The organism is Halorhabdus tiamatea SARL4B (genome assembly GCF_000470655.1).
In the GTDB taxonomy this organism is placed as follows: domain Archaea; phylum Halobacteriota; class Halobacteria; order Halobacteriales; family Haloarculaceae; genus Halorhabdus; species Halorhabdus tiamatea.
The window spans coordinates 623,683-644,613 of sequence record NC_021921.1 but is presented as its reverse complement, the minus strand read 5'-3'; the positions used below and the strand labels follow the sequence as shown (position 1 = coordinate 644,613).

Below are 20,931 nucleotides of genomic sequence, written 5' to 3'. Positions count from 1 at the left end.
TTCAAATCTCTCTTGGTCGCACACAGCATTCGGCTGTTCGCGACACGCTAACGCGATCGCTCACGGAGTTGAATTCAGAGAAGCGCCCGGAGCGGGATTTGAACCCGCGTCACGACCGTGACAGGGTCGTATGATGGGCCACTACACCATCCGGGCCTGCTACACTACTCCGTATCGGGGTGCCCATATTAAGGCTTTCCAAACAGATCCGGACTGCGGACGGATGCCGTGGGGCGATCTGTCGTGGTCTCACGTCCCGTGACCACTTCCACTCCGACCAGAACACCTTTATCCATGGTTGACTTACACATGGGTACTGATCGCCCCCACGTCGATAGCCGATGCCGGCGTTATTGACAAGCGTTAAATGCCTCCCGCCTGTAGACGCCTGTAGTATCTCGAACAGCCTTCTCCAGTCGATACAGCCACCCCACACATGGTAGATGTAAGCCAACACGAACTCGTCCCGGAGCACACCGTCCTCGACGACGAGAAACTCGAGGACGTGCTCGGGGAATACGACATCAAACGGACAGACCTCCCGAAGATCAAACGCGCGGATCCGGCGCTGCCTGACGAGGCAGAGGTCGGGGACGTCATCGAGATCGCCCGGGACTCACGAACAACTGACACCGCGGTCGTCTATCGACTCGTCGTGGAATAACATGGACACGGAACACCGACGCACCATATCACGGGAGTACTTCTCGAGGGATCGACTCGCCGAACATCACTTCCGGTCGTTCAACGCGTTCCTCGACCGGGGCATGCAGGAGGTCGTCGACGAAAAGGCGACCATCGAGACCGACATCGGCGACAAGGAGGGCGAGGAACCGGTGTGGGTCGAACTCGGTGACGTCCGGATCGTCACCCCGCGGGTCCGGGAGGCCGACGGCAGCGAGGAACTGCTGTACCCCCAGGAGGCCCGCCTCCGGAACATCACCTACGCCGCGCCGGTCTTCATGGAAATGGCGATCGTCAAGGGCGGCGAGGAAGAGGAAGAGCGGGTCGTCGACCAGACCGAGACGAAGGTCGGTCGGATGCCGATCATGGTCGGCTCACAGAAGTGTAACATTGCCGGCTTCACCGACGAGGAACTCATCGACATCGGCGAGGACCCCGCCGACCCCGGTGGGTACTTCATCGTCAACGGCTCCGAACGCGTCCTGATGACCAGCGAGGACCTCGCGCCGAACAAGATCCTCGCCGAATACGACACCAAGTACGGTGACGAGATCCAGGTCGCAAAGACCTTCTCCCAGCGCCGTGGCTACCGGGCACTGGTGCTGACCGAGCGGACGCGGGACGGCCTGCTCGAAGTGTCGTTCCCGAGCGTCTCGGGCTCGGTCAACTTCGTCACGCTCGTGCGCGCACTTGGCCTCGAAAGCGACGAGGAGATCGTCCATCAGGTTAGCGACGATCCCGAGATCGTGAAGTTCATGCTCGAGAATCTGGAGGCTGCCGAAGTCCAGACTCAGGAGGAAGCCATCGAGACGCTGGGTCAGCGGGTCGCCTCCGGGCAGGGCAAGAACTACCAGCTCAAGCGGGCCAACTACGTCATCGACCGGTATCTCCTGCCGCACCTCCACGAGGAGGGCATCGACGAGGAGGAGGTCCGGATCAACAAGGCCTACTACCTCTGTCGGATGGCCGAGGCGTGTTTCGAACTCGCCTTGGACCGCCGGGAGAGCGACGACAAGGACCACTACGCCAACAAGCGCCTGAAAGTCTCCGGGGACCTCATGCGGGACCTCTTCCGGACGGCGCTGAACAAGCTGGCACGCGACGTGAAGTACCAGCTCGAACGCGCAAACATGCGCAACCGCCAGTTGTCGGTCTCGACGGTCGTCCGATCTGACGTGCTCACCGAACGTCTCGAGCACCCGATCGCGACCGGCAACTGGGTCGGCGGGCGCTCCGGCGTGAGCCAGCTGGTCGACCGGACCGACTTCATGGGCGTGCTTTCCCACCTCCGTCGGCTGCGGTCGCCGCTGAGTCGGTCACAGCCACACTTCGAAGCGCGTGACCTCCACGCCACGCAGTGGGGCCGGATCTGTCCCTCGGAGACGCCCGAGGGTCCCAATTGTGGGCTGGTGAAGAACTTCGCGCAGGCGATGGAACTCTCCCAGCACGTCGAGGACGAACGGGAACTCAAACAGACGCTCGCTGAGATGGGGGTCCAGGGCATCCCCGCCATCGAGACAGCTGCACAACAGCCCGCGGACGATTAACATGAGTCAGGGACGCGACGCCAAAGTCTACGTCAACGGAAGTCTCGTCGGGACCCATCCCGAACCGAACCAGCTCGCCGACCAGGTGCGACGCGCGCGCCGCCGCGGCGAGATCAGCGAGATGGTCAACGTCTCGGTGAAACCCCGCACCGGCGAAGTCATCATCAACGCCGACGCCGGCCGGGCGCGCCGCCCACTCCTGGTCGTCGAGGACGGCGAGCCGCTGATCTCCGACGAGGAGTACGCCGCCATCGAGAACGATGAACTCACTTTCGAGGACCTCGTCGATCGCGGGTTCGTCGAGTTCATCGACGCCGAGGAGGAAGAGGACATCCTCGTCGCCGTCGACACGGACGAACTCACGGAGAATCATACCCACCTCGAAGTCGACCCACAGCTCATCTTCGGGATCGGTGCGGGGATGATCCCCTACCCCGAGCACAACGCCAGCCCGCGGATTACGATGGGGTCGGGGATGATCAAGCAGTCTCTGGGGCTACCCAGCGCGAACTACCGGGTTCGCCCGGACACGCGCCAGCACCTGTTGCATTACCCCCAGCTGTCGATGGTCAAGACCCAGACCACCGAGCAGATCGGCTACGACGACCGCCCAGCCGCTCAGAACTTCACGGTCGCGGTCATGTCCTACGAGGGGTTCAACATCGAGGACGCCCTCGTCATGAACAAGGGGTCGGTCGAGCGTGCACTCGCTCGCTCGCACTTCTTCCGGACCTACGAAGGCGAGGAGCGCCGCTACCCCGGTGGCCAGGAGGATCGCTTCGAGATCCCGGACGACGAGGTTCGGGGCGCACGCGGCGAGGACGCCTACACGCATCTCGACGAGGACGGCCTGGTCAACCCCGAGACGAAGGTCGGCGAGAACGCCGTCCTGCTCGGGAAGACCTCGCCGCCGCGGTTCCTCGAAGAGCCGGACGACATGGGTGGCCTCTCCCCCCAGAAGCGCCGCGAGACGAGCGTCACCATGCGCTCCGGTGAGAGCGGCGTGGTCGACACGGTCACCCTGATGGAGGGTGAGGACGGCTCGAAGCTCTCGAAGGTCAAGGTCCGCGACGAGCGGATCCCGGAACTCGGCGACAAGTTCGCCTCCCGGCACGGCCAGAAGGGGATCGTCGGCCACATCGCCCCCCAGCAGGACATGCCCTTCACCGAGCAGGGCGTGGTGCCGGACCTCATCATCAATCCCCACGCCTTGCCCTCGCGGATGACCGTCGGTCACATTCTGGAGATGATCGGCGGCAAGGTCGGCGCGCTCGAAGGCCGACGCGTCGACGGGACGGCCTTCACCGGCGAGGACGAAGAAGACCTCCGGGACTCCCTGGAGGACCACGGATTCGACTCCTCGGGCAAGGAGGTCATGTACTCGGGCATCACGGGCGAGAAGGTCGAGGCCGAGATCTTCGTCGGGACCATCTTCTACCAGAAGCTCTACCACATGGTCTCGAACAAGATTCACGCCCGCTCGCGTGGCCCGGTCCAGGTGCTGACCCGCCAGCCGACCGAGGGGCGTGCCCGCGAGGGTGGCCTCCGGATCGGCGAGATGGAACGGGACGTCTTCATCGGGCACGGTGCCGCTCTGACCCTCAAGGAGCGCCTGCTCGACGAGTCAGATCAGGAGTGGATCAACGTCTGTGGGCAGTGTGGCATGACCGCCGTCGAGAACGTCGATCAGCGCCGCGTCTACTGTCCCAACTGCGGCGAGGAGACCGACGTCCACGAAGTCGAAATGAGTTACGCGTTCAAACTCCTCTTAGACGAGATGAAGGCCCTGGGTATTGCCCCGCGGATCGAACTGGAGGACGCAGTCTAACATGTCTACAGGACAATCACCCAAGTCGATCGGGCGTCTCAGCTTCGGGCTGATGAACCCCGAGGAGTACCGCGACATGAGTGCCACGAAGGTCATCACGGCCGACACCTACGACGACGACGGGTTCCCTATCGACATGGGGCTGATGGACCCCCGGCTGGGCGTGATCGACCCCGGTTTGGAGTGTAAGACCTGTGGCAAGCACAGCGGGTCCTGTAACGGCCACTTCGGCCACATCGAACTCGCCGCGCCCGTCATCCACGTCGGCTTTTCGAAACTCATCCGACGGCTCCTTCGCGGAACGTGTCGAGAGTGTTCGCGCCTGACCGCGGTCGACGGCTCGAAGTACACCGACGGTGACGGGAACGTCGACCTGGAGGCCGCCTCGGCCGCCGCCGAGGACAAGAAACGCGAGTTCAAAGAGGAACTCCGGCGGGCACGCGAACTCAGCAACGACCCCTCGGACGTCCTCAAGTCGGCGATCCGGCAGGCCCGTTCGGCCAGCCGGTGTCCCCACTGCGGGGAAAAGCAGTTCGACGTCAAACACGAGAAGCCCACTACCTACTACGAGATCATCGAGGTCCCCCACGCCGAACTCGCCGAGCGCCTCAGTATGGCGATGGATCCGCCGGAGGGCGAGCCAGTCACGCCGGACGAACTCGAAGAGGCGACGGACGGCGCGTTCGATGCGGGTCGGATCCGGGAACTCCTCTCGGATACCTACCGCCCGGACCGCAACGACATCCCCGCGCTCCAGGAGATCGGCAGCGCGCTCCATCGCTTCAACGATCTCGAAGAGCATCTCGGCGACGAACTCGAAATCGAGAGTCCCTCGTCGTACCTCCTCGAGGAGGACATGGACAAGCTGATGCCCTCAGACATTCGGGACTGGTTCGAGGAGATCCCGGACGACGACCTCGAAGCCATCGGAGTCAACCCCGAGACCTCCCGGCCGGAGTGGATGGTCCTCACCGTCCTGCCGGTGCCGCCGGTGACGGCCCGTCCCTCGATCACGCTGGACAACGGCCAGCGGTCAGAGGACGACCTCACCCACAAGCTGGTGGACATCATCCGGATCAACCAGCGCTTCATGGAGAACCGTGAGGCCGGCGCGCCCCAGCTGATCATCGAGGACCTCTGGGAACTGCTGCAGTACCACGTCACAACGTTCATGGACAACGAGATTTCGGGGACGCCGCCGGCCCGCCACCGTTCCGGGCGACCGCTGAAGACCCTCTCCCAGCGCCTGAAGGGTAAGGAGGGACGCTTCCGGGGGAGCCTCTCCGGGAAGCGGGTGAACTTCTCCGCGCGGACAGTCATCTCACCGGACCCCACCCTCTCGCTCAACGAGGTCGGGGTGCCCGACCGGGTCGCCAGCGAGATGACCCAGACGATGAACGTCAACGAGCGCAATCTCGCGGAGGCCCGCCAGTACGTCGCCAACGGACCGGAGTCCCATCCGGGGGCGAACTACGTCCGCCGGCCGGACGGTCGGCGACTCAAGGTGACCGAGAAGAACTGCGAGGAACTCGCAGAGAAAGTCGAGCCGGGCTGGGAAGTCGCCCGCCATCTGCTCGACGGCGACATCGTGATCTTCAATCGCCAGCCGAGCCTCCACCGGATGTCCATCATGGCCCACGAGGTCGTGGTGATGCCCTACAAGACGTTCCGGCTGAACACGGTCGTCTGTCCGCCGTACAACGCGGACTTCGACGGCGACGAGATGAACATGCACGCCCTCCAGAACGAGGAGGCCCGTGCGGAGGCACGCGTCTTGATGCGGGTTCAAGAACAGTTGTTATCCCCACGCTTCGGTGAGAACATCATCGGCGCGATCCAGGACCACATCACCGCGGTCTACCTGTTGACCAACCAGAACCCGACGTTCAACGAGACCCAAGCGCTCGACCTCCTGCGGGCGACGAACGTCGACGAGTTGCCTGAACCCGATGGAGAAGAAGACGGCCGGGCTTACTGGACAGGACGGTCGATCTTCTCCGAACTCCTGCCCGACGATCTGGATCTGGAGTTCACGAGCGAAGCGGGCGACGACGTCGTCATCGAAGACGGTCAGTTGCTCGATGGGACGATCGACGACAGCGCAGTCGGGGCCTTCGGCGGCGAGATCGTCGACACGATCGCGAAGGTCTACGACAAGACGCGAGCGCGGATCTTCATCAACGAAGTCTCGACGCTCGCGGTCCGGACGATCATGCACTTCGGGTTCTCGATCGGGATCGACGACGAGTCGATCCCACCGGCGGCTGTCGAGCAGGTCGACGAAGCCATCGAGAGTGCGTACGACCGCGTCCAGGAACTCATCGAGACCTACGAGGCCGGCGAACTCGAATCGCTCCCCGGTCGGACGGTCGACGAGACCTTAGAGATGAAGATCATGCAGACCCTCGGCCAGGCGCGTGACAGCGCGGGTGACATCGCCGAGGATCACTTCGCGTCGGACAACCCGGCAGTCGTGATGGCCGACTCCGGGGCGCGTGGGTCGATGCTCAACCTGACCCAGATGGCCGGGGCAGTCGGCCAGCAGGCAGTCCGGGGCGAGCGGATCAACCGTGGCTACGAGGACCGGACGCTCAGCCACTTCGAGGCCAACGACCTCTCGGCGGAGGCCCACGGGTTCGTCGAGCACTCCTACCGCGAGGGCCTCGGTCCGAAGGAGTTCTTCTTCCACGCGATGGGTGGCCGCGAGGGGCTGGTCGACACGGCAGTCCGGACCTCCAAGTCCGGATACCTCCAGCGTCGGCTGATCAACGCCCTCCACGAGCTCGAGACCCAGTACGACGGGACGGTCCGGGATTCCAGCGACACTGTCATTCAGTTCGAGTTCGGTGAAGACGGGACCTCCCCCGTTCGGGTCTCATCCAGCGAGGATCACGATGTCGACGTCGAGTCGATCGCCGATCGTATCGTCGAAGCCGAATTCGAGAACGACACGGAGAAAGCGGAGTTCCTCGGCCGGGAGGAACGGCCGACGAACCTCTCCGAACACGCCGACGAGTGGTGGCACGCGGAGGCCGGAGACTGAGGTGGTTACCATGACGGATACTCCAACCGAATACGATCCGATGAACCGCTACGGGACCGTCGACACGGACATCGCGGCCGTCGTCGAGGACACGGACCTCCCACGCCGCCTCAAAACTCGCGTCTACGAGGCCATCGAGGACCGCGACGGCGTCACGATCGAGCAGGCCGACGACATCGCCAAAGCGGTCGAGTCGCGATATCTCGACACCCGCGTCGATCCGCTCGACCCCGTCGGGACTGTGAGCGCACAGTCGATCGGGGAACCCGGCACGCAGATGTCGATTCCTGGTGACGAGAGGGTTATCGTCCGCCGGGACGGCGAGACCGACGTGACCGAGATCGGCTCGCTCGTTGACGGTCTCACTTCCGTGCGAGAAACGACGACTGTCGAAGGCCACGAGGTCATCTCCGCGCCCGAAGGGATGGAAGTCCCGTCTCTCCGGGCAGACGAGCGTGTCGAGTGGAAGCCACTCGAACAGGTAAGTCGTCACGAAGCGCCCGACGAACTCCTCCGGTTCGAACTCGAATCCGGCCGGACGATCCGGGCGACGAAAGCACACTCGTTTGTCACGCGAGAGGACAACGAGATCATCCCTGTCGAAGGGAGTAATCTCGACGATGGCGACTGGTTACCCGTCGTCCGTTCGCTCGACGGTGACGAACAGGATTCCGTGGACCTTCGCGAGTATCTCCCTGCGAGTGACTACTGGTACACGTCGACCCTGACCGATGGTGGGACCGCGACGCTCCCCGGCGGTGAAGACCAGATCCGGAACAAACGCCAGGCGCTCGAAGCCGGCGAGATCGAGGAACACGCTGTCTACCCCGTCCAGGGAACGGTCGGGCTGCCCGAACAGTTCCCGCTCGACGAGGAAACCGGATTCTTCGTCGGGGCGTTCCTCGCCGAGGGGAACCTGACGGATCACTACGTTTCCATCTCGAACGTCGACGAGACGTTCCAGAATCGGGTCCGTGCGTTCGCGGAGCGCTTCGATCTCTCCGTCAACGAATACGAGAACGACAGCGGATTCGCCACTGGTTACGACGTTCGCGTCAATGGTACCGTTCTCGCTGACTTCCTGCGAGAAGTCTGCACCGTGGACGGCGAGAAGGCTGTCCCGGACTTCGCGTTCGGTGCAACGTCCTCCTTTGTCCGGGGGCTCCTCTCAGCATACTTCAGCGGGGACGGAAACGTTGGCAAAAACGCCGTCCGCGCCAGCTCGACGTCCGATGAACTGATCGACGGTGTCACGCTTCTGCTGGCACGGTTCGATATTTACGCGACGTTCGGCACGCAAGAGGACTCTAAGACGCTTCGGGTACCCAAGAAGTTCGTTCCGGCGTTCGCGGATCGCATTGGGATGGTCGGTGAGCGCGGCAACGAACTCGAGGATCTGGCGGCCGACGTCGACACCGACGGCCCGGATACGACGGATCAGCTCCCGAACTTCGGAGATTCGCTTAAACAGGCGGCCGAAGCGGCGGGCATCCCATCACGCCAGGTCAATAGCGCTCACAAGCGCCAGCGAGTCGGTCGCAACCGTCTCGTTTCGCTCGTCGAGCAGATCGACCAAGCGGCCGAGGAGCGTCCCCCGCAACTGGATGCACTCGAACGGGCAGTCGACGGCGATGTCGTCTGGGAACGGATCGAATCCATCCAGACCGTCGAACCCGAGGGCGAGTACGTATACGACTTCTCGGTGGCCGGTCTGGAGACGTTCACCACCGCACAGGGTGTCGTGACTCACAACACGATGAACACCTTCCACTATGCGGGTGTCGCCGAGATCGACGTCACCCAGGGGCTGCCCCGACTCATCGAGCTGGTCGACGCCCGCAAGGAGCCCGACACGCCGATGATGACCGTTCATCTGGACGGCGAGTACGCCACCGAGCGCGAGCGCGCCCACGAGGTCGTCTGGAAGATCGAGGCGACGCGCATCCTCGCGCTGGGAGACATTTCGACGAACGTCGCGGACATGGCTGTCCAGATCAACCTCAACCCCGACACCCTCGAGGAACGCTGGCCGACCGCCGACAGCGTCGACGCGGTCGCCGAAGAGATCGCCAACACCATCGAATCCCAGCTCGGCGTCGAAACCCAGCGCACGGAGACCGTCATCCAGTTCGGGCCCGAGGAGCCGTCCTACCGGGATCTCCTCCAGCTCGTCGAGGAGTTACGCGAGATCGTCTTCAAGGGCATCGAGGAAGTCTCCCGGGTCGTCATCCGCAAAGAGGAGATGGACGACGGCGAGGAGGAGTTCATCCTCTACACCGAGGGGTCGGCTTTCGGTGACGTGCTTTCCATCGAGGGCGTCGACGCCTCCCGGACGACCTGTAACAACATCCACGAGATCTACAGCAATCTGGGCGTCGAGGCCGCCCGCGAGGCCATCATCGACGAGACGATGAACACGCTCGAAGAGCAGGGGTTGGACGACGTGAACGTCCGGCATCTCATGTTGGTCGCCGACATCATGACCAACAACGGAGTCATCGAGTCGATCGGGCGTCACGGCATCTCCGGCAGCAAGGACTCCGTCCTTGCCCGGGCGGCCTTCGAGGTCACCGTCTCACACCTCCTCGACGCTGCCATCCACGGCGAGATCGATGCCCTCGACGGCGTCACGGAGAACGTCATCGTCGGCAAGCCGATCAAACTCGGCACCGGCGACGTCAACCTCCGGATGGGCAGCCACACCGGTGGCGGCGCAGCCGACTGATCCGTGACGATCTCGCTTTCGGACGACGAGCGACGGGCGATCGTCGTCGCCGAAGAGATCGCCGAGGTCACCATCAAGGACTGTCTCATCGACGACGATCACGACCGGATCGCCTTCGTCGTCAAGGCCGGTGAAGTCGGGAAGGCGATCGGCCGGGACGGCGAGACGGTCTCCCGGATCGAGGATCGCCTCGGTCGGGACGTCACGCTCGTCGAAGACGCGCCAACTCCAGAAGGGTTCGTCGCCAACGCACTCGCGCCGGCCGCGGTCTACGACGTTACGATCGAGGACCGCGACGAGGAACGCGTCGCCTTCGCTGACGTCGACGAGGCCGATACCGGCGCGGCGATCGGTGCAGACGGACGGACGATCGAACTCGCCCGCCGACTCGCGGCCCGGCACTTCGAGATCGACGACGTGCAACTCGCGTGACGCCGGCCGCTGTTTCCGTTGCTTTGTCCACGTTTGCGTATCTGAATCAACCGGGTGTTTGTGGCTACGGCAGTCTTATTGTCGTCTGATCAGTAGATGACGTATGCAGACGAACAGACGAGACCTTTTAGCACGCTCGGGGGCACTCGCCACGGCCGCCCTCGCAGGGTGTCTCGACGATGGCGGGACGCCGACGACGTCGGACGCGGGCGGATCGGACACACCGACCGTGACAGGGACGGAGACACAGTCGGACCCGTCGACTATCGACGAGGAACGCCTCGCCGAACTGGCGGCCGGCAACGCTGCGTTCGCACTCGACCTGCACGCGCACCTGGCTGGGCAAGAAAGGGGCAACCTGTTCATTTCGCCGTACAGCATCTCCGCGGCGCTGGCGATGACGTACGCGGGGGCTCGCGGCGAGACGCGCGAGCAGATGGGAGCGACACTCAAGTATACACTCGGCGGCGAAGTCCACTCCGGCTTCGGCGACCTTCGAGCGGCGCTCGCCGCACGCGAAACGACGGTCGATCCTCGGAGTGACGAGACAGTCGACGCCTTCCAGCTCGACATTGCCAACGCGCTGTGGGGTCGGGAGGACTACGCGTTCGCCGAGGGGTACCTCGACTTCCTCGACACGCACTACGACGCCGGCCTCCGACGGGCTGACTTTGCCGGTGATCCCGACGGCGAACGCGAGCGTATCAACGAGTGGGTGGCCGAGGCGACCGAGGGCCGCATCGACGAGTTGCTGCCAGGGGGTTCCATTGCTACCCAAACGGTGCTGGTACTCACCAACGCCATCTACTTCATGGCGAGTTGGTACCAGCAGTTCGATCCGGCGGATACTGAAGACGACACGTTCACGGCGTTGGACGGCACCGACTCGACCGTCCCGTTCATGCACCAGCACCTTCGGACGAACTACGCCGCAGTCGACGGGGCCGAAGCCATCGAACTCCCGTACGTTGGTCAGGACGTCTCGATGGTGTTCCTCCTGCCCGACGAGGGGGAGTTCGCGGCCTTCGAGCAAACGCTGGACGCCGATCGACTGTTCGGGATCTTTGCGGAATTGAGTGACGCGGCCGGCGACCTCGCCGTGCCGAAATTCGCGTTCGAGACCGAGGTGCAGTTGCGCGACGCACTGGCTGCACTCGGGATGCCCTTGCCCTTTAGAAGCGATGCGGATTTCGGCGGGATGGTCGAGAACGGGGATGGCCCATTCATCGACGACGTGTACCACGATGCCTTCCTCACCATCGACGAGGACGGGACTGAAGCCGCCGCCGCGACCGCCGTGGTGATGGACGAATCGGCCCCGCCGGAGTGGGGTGAACTGCGTCTCGATCGGCCGTTCCTCTTCTGTATCCGCGACCGGCCGACCGACGCTTTGCTGTTTCTTGGCCGTGTCATCGACGCCGGTGGCGCCCAAGAAACCCAATGACGGCGAACCGGTCAGGCTAGCTGTGCGAACGCGAGGTGGCCGTTGATCGACTCGATGTACGCGGAGACGACGTCGCCCTCCTGTGCGCCGGGGACGAAGATAGTGTAGTTGCCTTTCTCGGCGACGCCGTCACCCTTCCGGCCGGTGCCGACGATCTCGACCTCGTAGGTCTTGCCCTCCTCGACGGTTGGCCGGTCGGCCTGCGTGCTGCTCGACGTGGTGCCCGTCTCGACCGGTCGGAAGGCCCCACAGGCCTGGCAGCGAAGCATCTCGATGCCGTCCTCGGTCGTCAACACGGTGTCCGGCAGTCCACACTCCGAACAGGTGACGAACTCCGTGACGTAGCGGTCGATCGCGGCGCTGAAATCGTCGGCGTCGAACGAGCCGTTGTACCGGGCGCGATCCCCGTCGAACTGCCCGCTCGTGCCGAGGTCGCGCTGGATCGAGCGATGGAGGTGCTCGGCCTCTCGCGAGAGGGCCTCGGCGATCTCCCGCAGGTTGGTGAGTCGCGTGAACGCGCCGTCGGTCTGGGCCTCCGGATCGGGGACGGAAAGTCGCTCGTCGCCATCTGAGGGCCGCTCAGGAAGCGAGTCGTACGCGCGGTCGAGTGCCTGATCGTAGTTCATATCCGTCCTACGTTTTCCAGACGTAAGCCAACTCTGTGAGACGTGATACACTCCGACACGCCGCTGGCGCTCCATTCGTCTCCGAAACTGTCATTCTTCGATAGATTCGTCCAGGACGCGCCGATAGAGATCGACCAGATCGTCACCGATGGCCTCGAGCGTGAAGGCTTCGCTCCGCTTGGCAGCCCGCTCGCCGAGGCGTTCACGCAGGTCCGGATCGCGCAGTCGATCGAGTGGTTCCGTGAAGTCCTCGGTGGCTTTCAGACTGTCCTCGCCGTCTTCGAGCCACTCGAAAGTTGGGATGTCCCGGACGACCGGCGGGCGACGACAGGCCATTGCCTCCAGTAGCGCCATCCCTTCGTTTTCGTTTTTCGTCGGGAAAAAGAAGACGTCGCCGGCCGCGAAGGCCCCTCGAATGGCCTCGACGTAGCCGGTGAAGGTGCAGTTCTCGGGCGCGTTCTCGACGAGTTGGGTGGTCTCACTGGATCGAAGGAGTCGATCGACAGGTCCGCCGCCGGTCGGATTTAAATAGCCGAACCAGACGAAGTCGAGGTCCGGCATGGCGCGGGCCGTCTCGACAAACGCTTCCAGTCCCTTCCGGGGGATGACGTGACCCACCGTGAAGACCACCGGTGGATCGAGGTCGTACCGCTTGAGGTATTCTTCGCGGAGCGACTCGAAGCCAGTCAGTCGGTCTGGATCGAAACCGTTCGAGAGGACTGTCTTCGGTGCGTCGGCGTATCCATCGATCACCTCGCGGTTGTGTTCGGACGGACAGATCAGGTGGTCCGCAAGCGAGTACGCATATTCGAGGTACGGCCGCATCGGGCGGGCCAGCGTGTTCGAAAACGCAAAACTCTCTCGGAAGTCTTCGGCGGTCTGATGGGTATGCACGACGACCGGGACGTCAGCGCGTTTGGCCCGCTTCGCGTAGTAAATCGATCGTGGGCCCATGTTGTTGAGATGGAGGATGTCGGCGTCCAGGACGGGTTCGGTCGTGTACTCGACGTTGCGGGCGTCGAGCATCTTCCGCTGGTTCGCCACCGACTGGGCGTGGCCGCCGGTGATGACGCCCTCCCACTCGAAGTAGTGGCTGATGAGCACGCGTACCGGTTGCTCGCGCTCGATCGTTCAGTAGTTTCCGGAATCGACCGACAGCCAGCACCGTCGAGTGCGTGTCACACGATACCGGGAATCGCGGATGACTTAATCGTGCCCCGCTCGTAGGGGCCAGTATGAGTGAAGAATCGGGCCGGCGGAACCTCCGCATGCCCAACAGCGACGAAGTGTTCGCGGTCGTCACAGAACACCTCGGCGGGAACCACGTCCGGTTGCGGTGTGCGGACGGCGAGACTCGCATGGGTCGGATCCCTGGCCGCATGAAGTACCGCGTCTGGATCGAAGAGGACGACGTTGTCATCGCCGAGCCGTGGGACTGGCAGGACGAGAAGGCGACGATCGAATGGCGATACGACAGCCAGGACGCAGACCAGCTCCGGCGCGAAGGCCACATCGAGTGACCGCTGTCTCTTAACTGTCGGTGTTGACTCTCTTCGGTGGTTTTCACGCGGTTCAAATTGACGAAAAAGCCAGGGGTGGGATTTGAACCCACGCATTCTCGATTACAAGTCGAGTGCTTGAACCACCCAAGCTCCCCTGGCGCAGTCGGTAGTTACCGCTGGCCCTTTGAAGAGGTATCGCTTTCGATCGACTTCTCGACGGTCAGGCGGTGGGGGTCGTACCCGTGGGATCGGTAGAATGCCCGGGCAGCCTCGTTGTCGGCCAGGACGTCGAGGGCGACGACGGTCGCCCCTTCGTCCCGTAGCTCTGCCTCGGCGATCTCGAGGAGCTCCGTCCCGATGCCTTCTTCACGCCGGTCGGGAACGACGTAGAGGTTCTCGACGATCCCGCGCGGGACAGTCCGGTCGAGCGTGTCCGACTCGAGGGTAAACATCACGAAGCCGACGATACGGTCGTCCGCACGGGCGACTCGAATTCGGCCCGTCACCACGTGGCGACTGATCGACTCGCGAACCGGTGATCTGTTCGCGCTCGCGGCGAGATGCGTTCCGAACGCACGCTGTCCGTCGGCGAGGTCGACCCAGAGATCCGCGAGTATGTCGACGTCGCTCATCGACGGGGCTTCGATATTCACACTCTGACACAGGCCCAGCCGGACATGGATGTTGCGCTGGAACGGCTACAGTGGCCGCCGATCTCGTGACACCGAGGCGCTCCTCGTATCGAAGACCAGTTTCAGACTGTGTATCTCGATTCCGGTAGTTGGACGTACCGGTCACGGCGATAGGACCATCGCTTGCGTCGGTAGCGAAGATAGACGCTGATTCCGCTACGTCCCGCCGCGATCGCCTGTCGCTTGCGCGACCCCTTGCTCTCGAGCATCCGCCGAACCGTCTGGAAGTTCCGGTCCCAGTCCGCCGGTTTCATGTCACGAACCAGGTCGGCAAACGTGACGCTTCGACGGATCTCGGGGCCCAGCGCTTCCTTCCACGCCGCGTTGTAGCGCTCCATTTTGTCCGTGGCTGCGAGCTCCCCCGCGATCTTTCCCGTCCGAATGGCGACGTGATCGCCGCCCTCGTGGAACGCGGACGTCCCGCCCATCGCGCCGCCGACGACCGCCACGTTCGCGCCCGTGGGCGACTCGACGGGCCGGGTCGAGGAGATCGGGTAGGCCTCGGTGCCGGATTGCTTGCCCCGGTCTTCGACGATCGGGAAGTCCTCGAGGTCGTACCCCGGGAACTCACGCTGGAGGAGCCGCCGAATGTAGACGCGACCGGGCGGAATAGAGTCGTCGTCGGGATCGAGCAGCGCGTAGTCCTCGCGGTCGGCGACGTCGTCGATGTCCATCCCGATCGGCATCGTGAGGCCGATCCGGGCGACGCGCCCGTCGTTCGGGAAGATCCAGGGGTAGGCCGTGTGGCCGGGCATGACGCCCCACCAGAACTCGATGTGATCGGGATTGAACAGTTCCGCCGGCATGCGACGGTGCTCTTGATAGGCGATGTGATTCGCTCGGTCCGGCGAGAGGTACTCCCCCGCGCTCTCGTCGTCGGGGAGGAACTGGTCGAGAGCGTCGAGGGTCACGGTCCGCTGGGGGCCGTCCGCGAGTACCAGCGCGTCAGCCTCTATCGCTCCCCCGCCGGCGAGCGACAGCGTGTGCGTCGGGGACGACCCAGTGAGGTCCGTCTCGACGTCAGTCACGCTCGTCCCGACGCGGTAGTCGGCACCGGCAGCTTCGGCCCGTTGGCGAAGCCAGTCGTCGAACCGGGCGCGATGGACCGTAAAGCCAAAGCCGTCGTAAGATCCGTCGAGACCGGTATCCGTGATCGTCATCGACTCGCTGGGGCCGTGGAAGGTCGCGCCGTCGAGTTCTCTGAGTACGACGCCGTCCGGAATCTCGGCCGGATCCTCGTCCATGATGTCGACCCAGTAGTCGAGAATACCTGCGGCATCTGTCGAGTCCGGGCCGAGTCCGTCCCGGTCGGCCCGCGGGATCCCCTTTTCGAAGAGTGTGACGTCAGCGCCAGCTATTGCCGCCGTGCGGGCAGCCGCGGCCCCACCGGGCCCGCCGCCGACGACTGCGACGTCTGTCCGCTCCATACCCCAATCCTGACCCGGGTACTCTTAAAAGTCCTGTCCTCGATCCGGGTCAACTGTCGCGTTTACTGCTCGATCCGACTCACGACTTCGGCTGGCCGCCCCCAGTCGACGACTGGCGGCAGACACTCTTCGGCCATAGACAGCACTTGCGCCGCCGGTGTTTCCGCTCTCACGGTCTCCCACTCGCCGTCGATTCGCTGGGTGAGTTCCTCGACGGAGTCGCTGTCCGCAAGGTGGCCCGGATCGAGACTGGCTTCCAGGCGAGCGCGTCGCGTGAGCAACCCGAACAGGGTCTGTACTGATGGCGGTACCGCACGACGAGCGATCAACCGGTCGACGACTGCACCAAGTTCGCCCGCGTCGACCGGTTTCGTGACGTAGTCCTCGATCGGGAGGGTCGCGACGGACGGATCGGGTGCCTGGCCGGTCACCATGGCGATCGAACCCCGGAATCCGTTGCTGTCGAGTCTGCGAGCGACGGTATCTCCGTCTATGCCAGGCAGGTCTCGGTCCAGCAACACGACGTCGACGGTCCCGTCTGCGTGCTCGAGGGCGGACTCGCCGTCGGCGACTGCCTGGACGTCGTAGTCCTCGGCAAGCCAGAGACGGTGGAGGCTCCGCAGATCCGGGTCGTCTTCGACGACGAGAATCGATACTGAGACACCCATGTCAGTCTCACTTCCCACCGGGATCGTCCTATAGGTGACCGTCCGTTCGAACCGTTCACGATCGTTTATTCTCGGGTTTGAGTGTCGCTCTGTACTATTCTCACGAACGGCGGGTCACGACCGTTCGACGCCCGCCCGGTCCGCACGCGCTACCCTTTTTGCCGTCGCCGTCCGATCACTGAATCATGCGCGAAGCTACCGAGAGTGCCCGATGGAGGACAGAGACGTGAGTCCCGAGCGCCCCGACGTTCTCGTGTTACGCCAAAAACCGCACGGGATTCCAGGGGCTGCCTACGCCGACGCGCTCCGGGATCGCCTGCCCGACGAAGTGACCGTCCGGACGGCCCAGACGCCGGCCGAGGAGCGGGCGATGGTGACCGACGCGCCGGTCGTCTCGGGCGGGCACTTCCGGCAGGAGCTACTCGACCGTGCCGAGGCGCTCGAACTGTTCGCCTGCATGTACGCGGGCTACGAACACCTCCCGCTTGAGACGTTCGCCGATCGGGGCATCGCCGTCACCAACGCCGCGGGCGTCCACGGTCCGAACATCGCCGAGCACGTCGTCGGTGCGTTCCTCTCGATCGCCCGAAACTTCGGGCGCGCCCGTCGCCAGCAGGACCGCCACGAGTGGCGACACTTCCAGTCGTCGGAACTCACCGGGAGCCGGGTCGTGATCGTGGGGATGGGCGCGATCGGACAGACGATCGTCGAACGCCTGGAAGGGTTCGACGTGACGACCGTCGGCGTCCGCTACACCCCTGAAAAGGGGGGACCGACCGACGAGGTCTATGGACTCGACGAGATCCACGAGGCACTCGTCGGCGCGGAGTACGTCGCCGTCGCCAGCCCGCTCACCGAGGAGACGCGCGGGCTGATCGGTGCCGACGAACTCAAGACGCTGCCGCCCTCGGCGGTGCTCGTCAACGTCGCCCGCGGACCGATCGTGGATACGGACGCTCTCCTCGCCGCGCTCCGTCAGAACCACCTCCGCGGGGCGGCCCTGGACGTGACCGACCCCGAACCGCTCCCCAACGACCACCCGCTGTGGGACTTCGAGAACGTCCTCATCACGCCCCACGTCTCCGGGCACACGCCCGAGTACTACGAGCGACTGGCCGACATCGTCGCGCCGAACGTCGAGCAGATCCTCGCGGACGGTGATCGCGACGAACTCGAAAACAGAGTCGCCTGAACGTCAGATCGCTGTTTTCTAGGGCCGCTCCTCCCGAAACTCGGTGCGTCGCCCGGCCAGATACCGATCACGGACGGTCAATGCGCCGAAGACGACGAGGATCGCGAGCCCGAACCAGGCGAGGACGGCGTCGACGTCGAATCCGGCTATTTCTCCCGCTGGACCGAACTCGCTGATCGCGCCCAGCGCCAGGAGTGCGAGGAGGGCCGCCAAGAACCGGACTCGTCCGCTCATCGCCATCGCCTGCTCGTCGCGAAGGTACAGATACAGGTTCGTCCCGCCGTAGATCACGCCGAAGTACGCGAGCACGACGGCCCCAAGGATGACGGGGTCGTCGAGGTCAGTGAACAGCGAGACGCCGACGAGTCCGGCGGTCGCGATCGCGCCGATGACGAACCGGACGCGTTTTCGATCGGCCATATCTCAACTGCGGGTGGCGTCTACGAAGTAGTTGTGATCAGGCGTCGCCGAGTGAACCGCCGTCAGATGTAGCCCTTCTCGAGGAGCAACTCGCCGTTGAGGATGCTCGCACCGGCCGCCCCACGGAGGGTGTTGTGTGCGAGGGTGTTGAACTGGATCCCGGTCTCGGTTTCCTGGATCCCGCCGACGCTGATCTGCATCCCGTCCTCGCGGTTGCGATCGAGTCGGGGCTGGGGTCGGTCGGGTTCCTCGAAGACCTTGATCAGCGGGTCTGGCGAGCTGTGGAGGTCCGCGGAGGGATAGGTCGCCATCGCTTCGGCGGCCTCCTCGGCGCTGACGTCCATTGCGAGATCTGCCCAGACGTTCTCGAGATGGCCGTCGAGCGTCGGAATCCGGTTGCACGAGGCGGCGACGTCGGCCTCGAGCCACTCCACCTCGGTCCCGTCGAACTCGCCTAAGAGCTTGCGGGATTCGGTCTCCATCTTTGCCTCCTCGCCGCCGATGTGGGGGATGGCGTTGTCGATGATCTCCATCGAGGTGACGCCCGAGTAGCCCGCTCCGGAGACGGCCTGCAGCGTCGAGACGTCGACGCGCTCGACGCCGAAGGCCTCCTCGAGGGCGGCCAGCGGCGGGACCATCGTGATCGTCGAGCAGTTGGGGTTCTTCAGGAGTGCGCCGTCCCACCCGCGCTGCTCACGCTGGACGTCGATCAAGTCGACGTGGTCCGGATTGACTTCGGGGATAGTGAGCGGGACGTCCGGGTCCGTCCGGAAGTTCGAGGAGTTCGAGGAGACGACGTAGCCCGCCTCGGCGAAGTCGGGTTCGACGGCCTCGCCGACCGAGGAGGGCAACGAGGAGAACAGCAGATCGATGTCGTCGGGAACGGCCTCGGGCTCGGTCGCCCCGACAGTCATCTCGGCGACGTGGCCGGGGATCGGCGTGTCGATGCGCCACTTGGCTGCCTCGCGATACGACGTGCCGGCGCTGTCCTCACTTGCAGTCAGCGCGGCGATCTCGAAGTCCGGATGCGGGTCGAGCAGCTGGACGAGTCGCTGGCCCACGGCCCCGGTCGCACCCAGAATTCCGACGTTTACTGGCATGACTGGAGGATTGGGCGAGGACGGGTCAAAACTGTTTGGATCGCCGGTGGGCGGTCGCGACTGCCCGTCGCAGCCCTCAGCCCGAACATAAATGCATTTGCACGATCCCGTGATTTGTCCCCGTATGACCGATCGTCCCCTCCAGCGATCGCGTTCGATCGACGCCCGTTCGTCGCTCGTCGAGTACGGTGGCGTGGTAGTCCTGCTGGGTGCCGTCGTCGTTCTCGGGACGGCATTGCGGCGCGTCCTTGAGCACCTCGCTCGGGTACCGCCGACCGCCGAGCCTGTCATCGGTGTCGCGAGTGCGTTCACCGGCCGCATCCTCCTTTCGTTCGTCTACGCCGTCCTCGTGCTGGGAGCGCTCGGTGTCGGCTACGCCCTGGCGCGCGGCAGGGTCGATCGGCTCGACCGGATAGACGCACCCGATCTGTTCACGATCACCGGGACGATTGTTGCGGCCGTATTCGTCCTCGCATACGTCGCAATCGACCCGATCCAACGCTCGGTCGCGCCAATCGCCGTCGACCTCGCAGGCCCCGTCACGATGGTCGCCTTCGCACTCGGATACATCCAGTATCGCGACGTACCCATCGGGGTGTCGATGCCTGACGGCGACGCGCTGGCGAGCGTCTTCGGTGTTACTCTTCTCGCCGTCTTGGCTGGCGGGGCTGTCCTGATCGGTCTCGGGACTGTCTACACCGACGTGTTCGAGTCGGTTTTCCAGTCGCGGATCGGGCCGGCCAGTGTCCTCCATAGCGTCGTCATCACCGGGATACTCGGCGGCGTCGGGTACGCACTCCTCTACAACGCTGCGATCCAGGGGCGGTTGGGCCTGATTTCAGGGCCTGCCCAGGCGGTGGCGGCGGTGACGGTACTCTTCCCCGTCCGGGCCTGGGCCAGCATCGAACTCTATTCGATCACCGTCTTCCGACAGGGGCCGATGGCCTCGATTCCGTTCGTGGGATCGAATGGCCGGGTTATCGGAGCGGTCGTCGTCGGTGTCGCTGCCGCCTGGCTGTTCGCGCGTGGGATTGGAACGCTCCAGTCGCGACTGGACGACACAGTGACGACGGTCCATGCGGGCGTGGCCGCGGCGATGATCGTCTCGGTTGCGTTCGTACTCGTCGGCGTCGTTCGGGGCTACTCGATTGTTGCCGTCTCGCGGATAGTGGGCATCATGGCCGTCGCGGCTGCCGCGTCGATCGGGTACGAGCGAACGCGATCGGTCTGGGTACCAGCACTCGCGTTCGGTGCGTATCTCTTGCTCGTCAATTCGGCACTTACTCGGCCGCTGCTCGCGGCGATGTACTGACAGACACGCCAGTACGGCGCTGGATACATATCCGGGAGAAAATATACGTCCACGCGAGCGACTCGACCAGGAGAGTCCGAGCCCCGCTTCAGGCTTCGACGGCCGAGCCCTGCTTGTGAGTTACGTAGCCGGCGATGCGGTTGCGTACGCCTTTCGATTCGATGTTGGTGAGTTCCTCGACGACGTCCTTGTTGTGCTCGAAGTCCGCCGAGAACGCCCGCGGATACCGCTCCAGCAGGATCGTCCCGGTCTTCTTGACGTAGGCGGGTTTGATAGCCATACAGGTCCG

18 protein-coding genes and 2 tRNA genes are annotated in these 20,931 nt (G+C 64.1%); 10 read left to right on the top strand and 10 right to left on the bottom strand.

Translation table 11 applies throughout. From position 1 onward, the window contains the following. Positions 1 to 83: 83 nt before the first annotated feature. A tRNA-Asp gene (locus tag HTIA_RS03360) sits at positions 84 to 156 on the bottom strand. 280 nt (positions 157 to 436) lie between these two features. Between HTIA_RS03360 and HTIA_RS03355 the strand changes: the two genes are divergently transcribed. From HTIA_RS03355 to HTIA_RS03325, 7 genes are all read left to right on the top strand, one after another. Beyond that, positions 437 to 664 (top strand): DNA-directed RNA polymerase subunit H, encoded by a 228-nt coding sequence (locus HTIA_RS03355; RefSeq protein WP_008527853.1) that lies wholly within the window; start codon positions 437 to 439, stop codon positions 662 to 664. Between the two features lies 1 nt (position 665). Further along, positions 666 to 2,231 (top strand): DNA-directed RNA polymerase subunit B'', encoded by a 1,566-nt coding sequence (locus HTIA_RS03350; RefSeq protein ID WP_008527854.1) that lies wholly within the window; start codon positions 666 to 668, stop codon positions 2,229 to 2,231. A gap of 1 nt (position 2,232) precedes the next feature. Continuing rightward, on the top strand, positions 2,233 to 4,059 hold the full coding sequence (rpoB, locus tag HTIA_RS03345; protein ID WP_008527855.1) for a DNA-directed RNA polymerase subunit B: 1,827 nt from the start codon (positions 2,233 to 2,235) through the stop codon (positions 4,057 to 4,059). A 1-nt stretch (position 4,060) separates the two neighbouring features. Next, positions 4,061 to 7,102 carry a DNA-directed RNA polymerase subunit A' gene (locus tag HTIA_RS03340; RefSeq protein WP_020936013.1) on the top strand — a complete coding sequence of 1,014 codons (3,042 nt, stop codon included), beginning with the start codon at positions 4,061 to 4,063 and terminating at the stop codon, positions 7,100 to 7,102. 10 nt (positions 7,103 to 7,112) lie between these two features. Then, positions 7,113 to 9,827: a DNA-directed RNA polymerase subunit A'' gene (locus HTIA_RS03335; protein WP_008527858.1), complete on the top strand. Its 2,715-nt coding sequence runs from the start codon at positions 7,113 to 7,115 to the stop codon at positions 9,825 to 9,827. A 3-nt stretch (positions 9,828 to 9,830) separates the two neighbouring features. Further along, positions 9,831 to 10,259, top strand: a complete 429-nt coding sequence (locus HTIA_RS03330) for a NusA-like transcription termination signal-binding factor (RefSeq protein WP_008527860.1) — start codon at positions 9,831 to 9,833, stop codon at positions 10,257 to 10,259. A 103-nt stretch (positions 10,260 to 10,362) separates the two neighbouring features. Further along, positions 10,363 to 11,703, top strand: coding sequence for a serpin family protein (locus HTIA_RS03325; protein WP_008527861.1), 1,341 nt, complete (start codon positions 10,363 to 10,365; stop codon positions 11,701 to 11,703). Positions 11,704 to 11,714: 11 nt separating this feature from the next. On the opposite strand, the gene HTIA_RS03320 is transcribed toward HTIA_RS03325, so the two are convergent. Together HTIA_RS03320 and HTIA_RS03315 are read right to left on the bottom strand one after the other, a co-directional pair. Next, entirely contained in the window at positions 11,715 to 12,329 is a 615-nt protein-coding gene (locus HTIA_RS03320) for a translation initiation factor IF-2 subunit beta (RefSeq protein ID WP_008527862.1), read from the bottom strand. Between the two features lie 90 nt (positions 12,330 to 12,419). After that, positions 12,420 to 13,433 carry a glycosyltransferase family 4 protein gene (locus HTIA_RS03315; RefSeq protein ID WP_008527863.1) on the bottom strand — a complete coding sequence of 338 codons (1,014 nt, stop codon included), beginning with the start codon at positions 13,431 to 13,433 and terminating at the stop codon, positions 12,420 to 12,422. A 131-nt stretch (positions 13,434 to 13,564) separates the two neighbouring features. On the opposite strand from HTIA_RS03315, the gene HTIA_RS03310 reads away from it, so the two are divergent. After that, on the top strand, positions 13,565 to 13,849 hold the full coding sequence (locus tag HTIA_RS03310; protein WP_008527864.1) for a translation initiation factor eIF-1A: 285 nt from the start codon (positions 13,565 to 13,567) through the stop codon (positions 13,847 to 13,849). A 67-nt stretch (positions 13,850 to 13,916) separates the two neighbouring features. On the opposite strand, the gene HTIA_RS03305 is transcribed toward HTIA_RS03310, so the two are convergent. From HTIA_RS03305 to HTIA_RS03290, 4 genes are all read right to left on the bottom strand, one after another. Then, positions 13,917 to 13,990, bottom strand: a tRNA-Thr gene (locus HTIA_RS03305). A gap of 11 nt (positions 13,991 to 14,001) precedes the next feature. Next, the gene (locus tag HTIA_RS03300; protein WP_008527865.1) at positions 14,002 to 14,463 is read right to left on the bottom strand and encodes a GNAT family N-acetyltransferase; all 462 of its coding nucleotides are present in this window, start codon (positions 14,461 to 14,463) and stop codon (positions 14,002 to 14,004) included. A 122-nt stretch (positions 14,464 to 14,585) separates the two neighbouring features. Then, a complete protein-coding gene (locus tag HTIA_RS03295; protein ID WP_008527866.1) occupies positions 14,586 to 15,950 on the bottom strand; it encodes an NAD(P)/FAD-dependent oxidoreductase in 1,365 nt (454 codons plus the stop codon). Between the two features lie 62 nt (positions 15,951 to 16,012). Next, entirely contained in the window at positions 16,013 to 16,636 is a 624-nt protein-coding gene (locus HTIA_RS03290; RefSeq protein WP_008527867.1) for a response regulator, read from the bottom strand. Positions 16,637 to 16,829: 193 nt separating this feature from the next. Here HTIA_RS03290 and HTIA_RS03285 point away from each other — a divergent pair, with 193 nt between their 5' ends. Further along, on the top strand, positions 16,830 to 17,810 hold the full coding sequence (locus HTIA_RS03285) for a D-2-hydroxyacid dehydrogenase (protein WP_008527868.1): 981 nt from the start codon (positions 16,830 to 16,832) through the stop codon (positions 17,808 to 17,810). A gap of 18 nt (positions 17,811 to 17,828) precedes the next feature. Here HTIA_RS03285 and HTIA_RS03280 read toward each other — a convergent pair whose 3' ends face one another. Both HTIA_RS03280 and asd read right to left on the bottom strand, forming a co-directional pair. Beyond that, a complete protein-coding gene (locus HTIA_RS03280; RefSeq protein WP_008527869.1) occupies positions 17,829 to 18,230 on the bottom strand; it encodes a hypothetical protein in 402 nt (133 codons plus the stop codon). Between the two features lie 62 nt (positions 18,231 to 18,292). Beyond that, the gene (gene asd / locus HTIA_RS03275) at positions 18,293 to 19,330 is read right to left on the bottom strand and encodes an aspartate-semialdehyde dehydrogenase (protein ID WP_008527871.1); all 1,038 of its coding nucleotides are present in this window, start codon (positions 19,328 to 19,330) and stop codon (positions 18,293 to 18,295) included. A 124-nt stretch (positions 19,331 to 19,454) separates the two neighbouring features. Between asd and HTIA_RS03270 the strand changes: the two genes are divergently transcribed. Continuing rightward, positions 19,455 to 20,642: a hypothetical protein gene (locus tag HTIA_RS03270; RefSeq protein WP_008527873.1), complete on the top strand. Its 1,188-nt coding sequence runs from the start codon at positions 19,455 to 19,457 to the stop codon at positions 20,640 to 20,642. 88 nt (positions 20,643 to 20,730) lie between these two features. On the opposite strand, the gene HTIA_RS03265 is transcribed toward HTIA_RS03270, so the two are convergent. Beyond that, positions 20,731 to 20,922, bottom strand: coding sequence for a 30S ribosomal protein S17e (locus HTIA_RS03265; protein ID WP_008527874.1), 192 nt, complete (start codon positions 20,920 to 20,922; stop codon positions 20,731 to 20,733). Between the last annotated feature and the right edge of the window lie 9 nt (positions 20,923 to 20,931).

Excerpts from the sequence above, each read along its gene's own strand:
- HTIA_RS03325 (WP_008527861.1), top strand. The coding sequence starts at position 10,363 with ATGCAGACGAACAGACGAGACCTTTTAGCACGCTCGGGGGCACTCGCC.
- HTIA_RS03355 (WP_008527853.1), top strand. The coding sequence starts at position 437 with ATGGTAGATGTAAGCCAACACGAACTCGTCCCGGAGCACACCGTCCTC.
- HTIA_RS03340 (WP_020936013.1), top strand. The coding sequence starts at position 4,061 with ATGTCTACAGGACAATCACCCAAGTCGATCGGGCGTCTCAGCTTCGGG.
- HTIA_RS03350 (WP_008527854.1), top strand. The coding sequence starts at position 666 with ATGGACACGGAACACCGACGCACCATATCACGGGAGTACTTCTCGAGG.
- HTIA_RS03320 (WP_008527862.1), bottom strand. The coding sequence starts at position 12,329 with ATGAACTACGATCAGGCACTCGACCGCGCGTACGACTCGCTTCCTGAG.
- HTIA_RS03280 (WP_008527869.1), bottom strand. The coding sequence starts at position 18,230 with ATGGCCGATCGAAAACGCGTCCGGTTCGTCATCGGCGCGATCGCGACC.
- HTIA_RS03265 (WP_008527874.1), bottom strand. The coding sequence starts at position 20,922 with ATGGCTATCAAACCCGCCTACGTCAAGAAGACCGGGACGATCCTGCTG.
- asd (WP_008527871.1), bottom strand. The coding sequence starts at position 19,330 with ATGCCAGTAAACGTCGGAATTCTGGGTGCGACCGGGGCCGTGGGCCAG.
- HTIA_RS03295 (WP_008527866.1), bottom strand. The coding sequence starts at position 15,950 with ATGGAGCGGACAGACGTCGCAGTCGTCGGCGGCGGGCCCGGTGGGGCC.
- HTIA_RS03300 (WP_008527865.1), bottom strand. The coding sequence starts at position 14,463 with ATGAGCGACGTCGACATACTCGCGGATCTCTGGGTCGACCTCGCCGAC.
- HTIA_RS03270 (WP_008527873.1), top strand. The coding sequence starts at position 19,455 with ATGACCGATCGTCCCCTCCAGCGATCGCGTTCGATCGACGCCCGTTCG.
- HTIA_RS03285 (WP_008527868.1), top strand. The coding sequence starts at position 16,830 with ATGGAGGACAGAGACGTGAGTCCCGAGCGCCCCGACGTTCTCGTGTTA.
- rpoB (WP_008527855.1), top strand. The coding sequence starts at position 2,233 with ATGAGTCAGGGACGCGACGCCAAAGTCTACGTCAACGGAAGTCTCGTC.
- HTIA_RS03310 (WP_008527864.1), top strand. The coding sequence starts at position 13,565 with ATGAGTGAAGAATCGGGCCGGCGGAACCTCCGCATGCCCAACAGCGAC.
- HTIA_RS03335 (WP_008527858.1), top strand. The coding sequence starts at position 7,113 with ATGACGGATACTCCAACCGAATACGATCCGATGAACCGCTACGGGACC.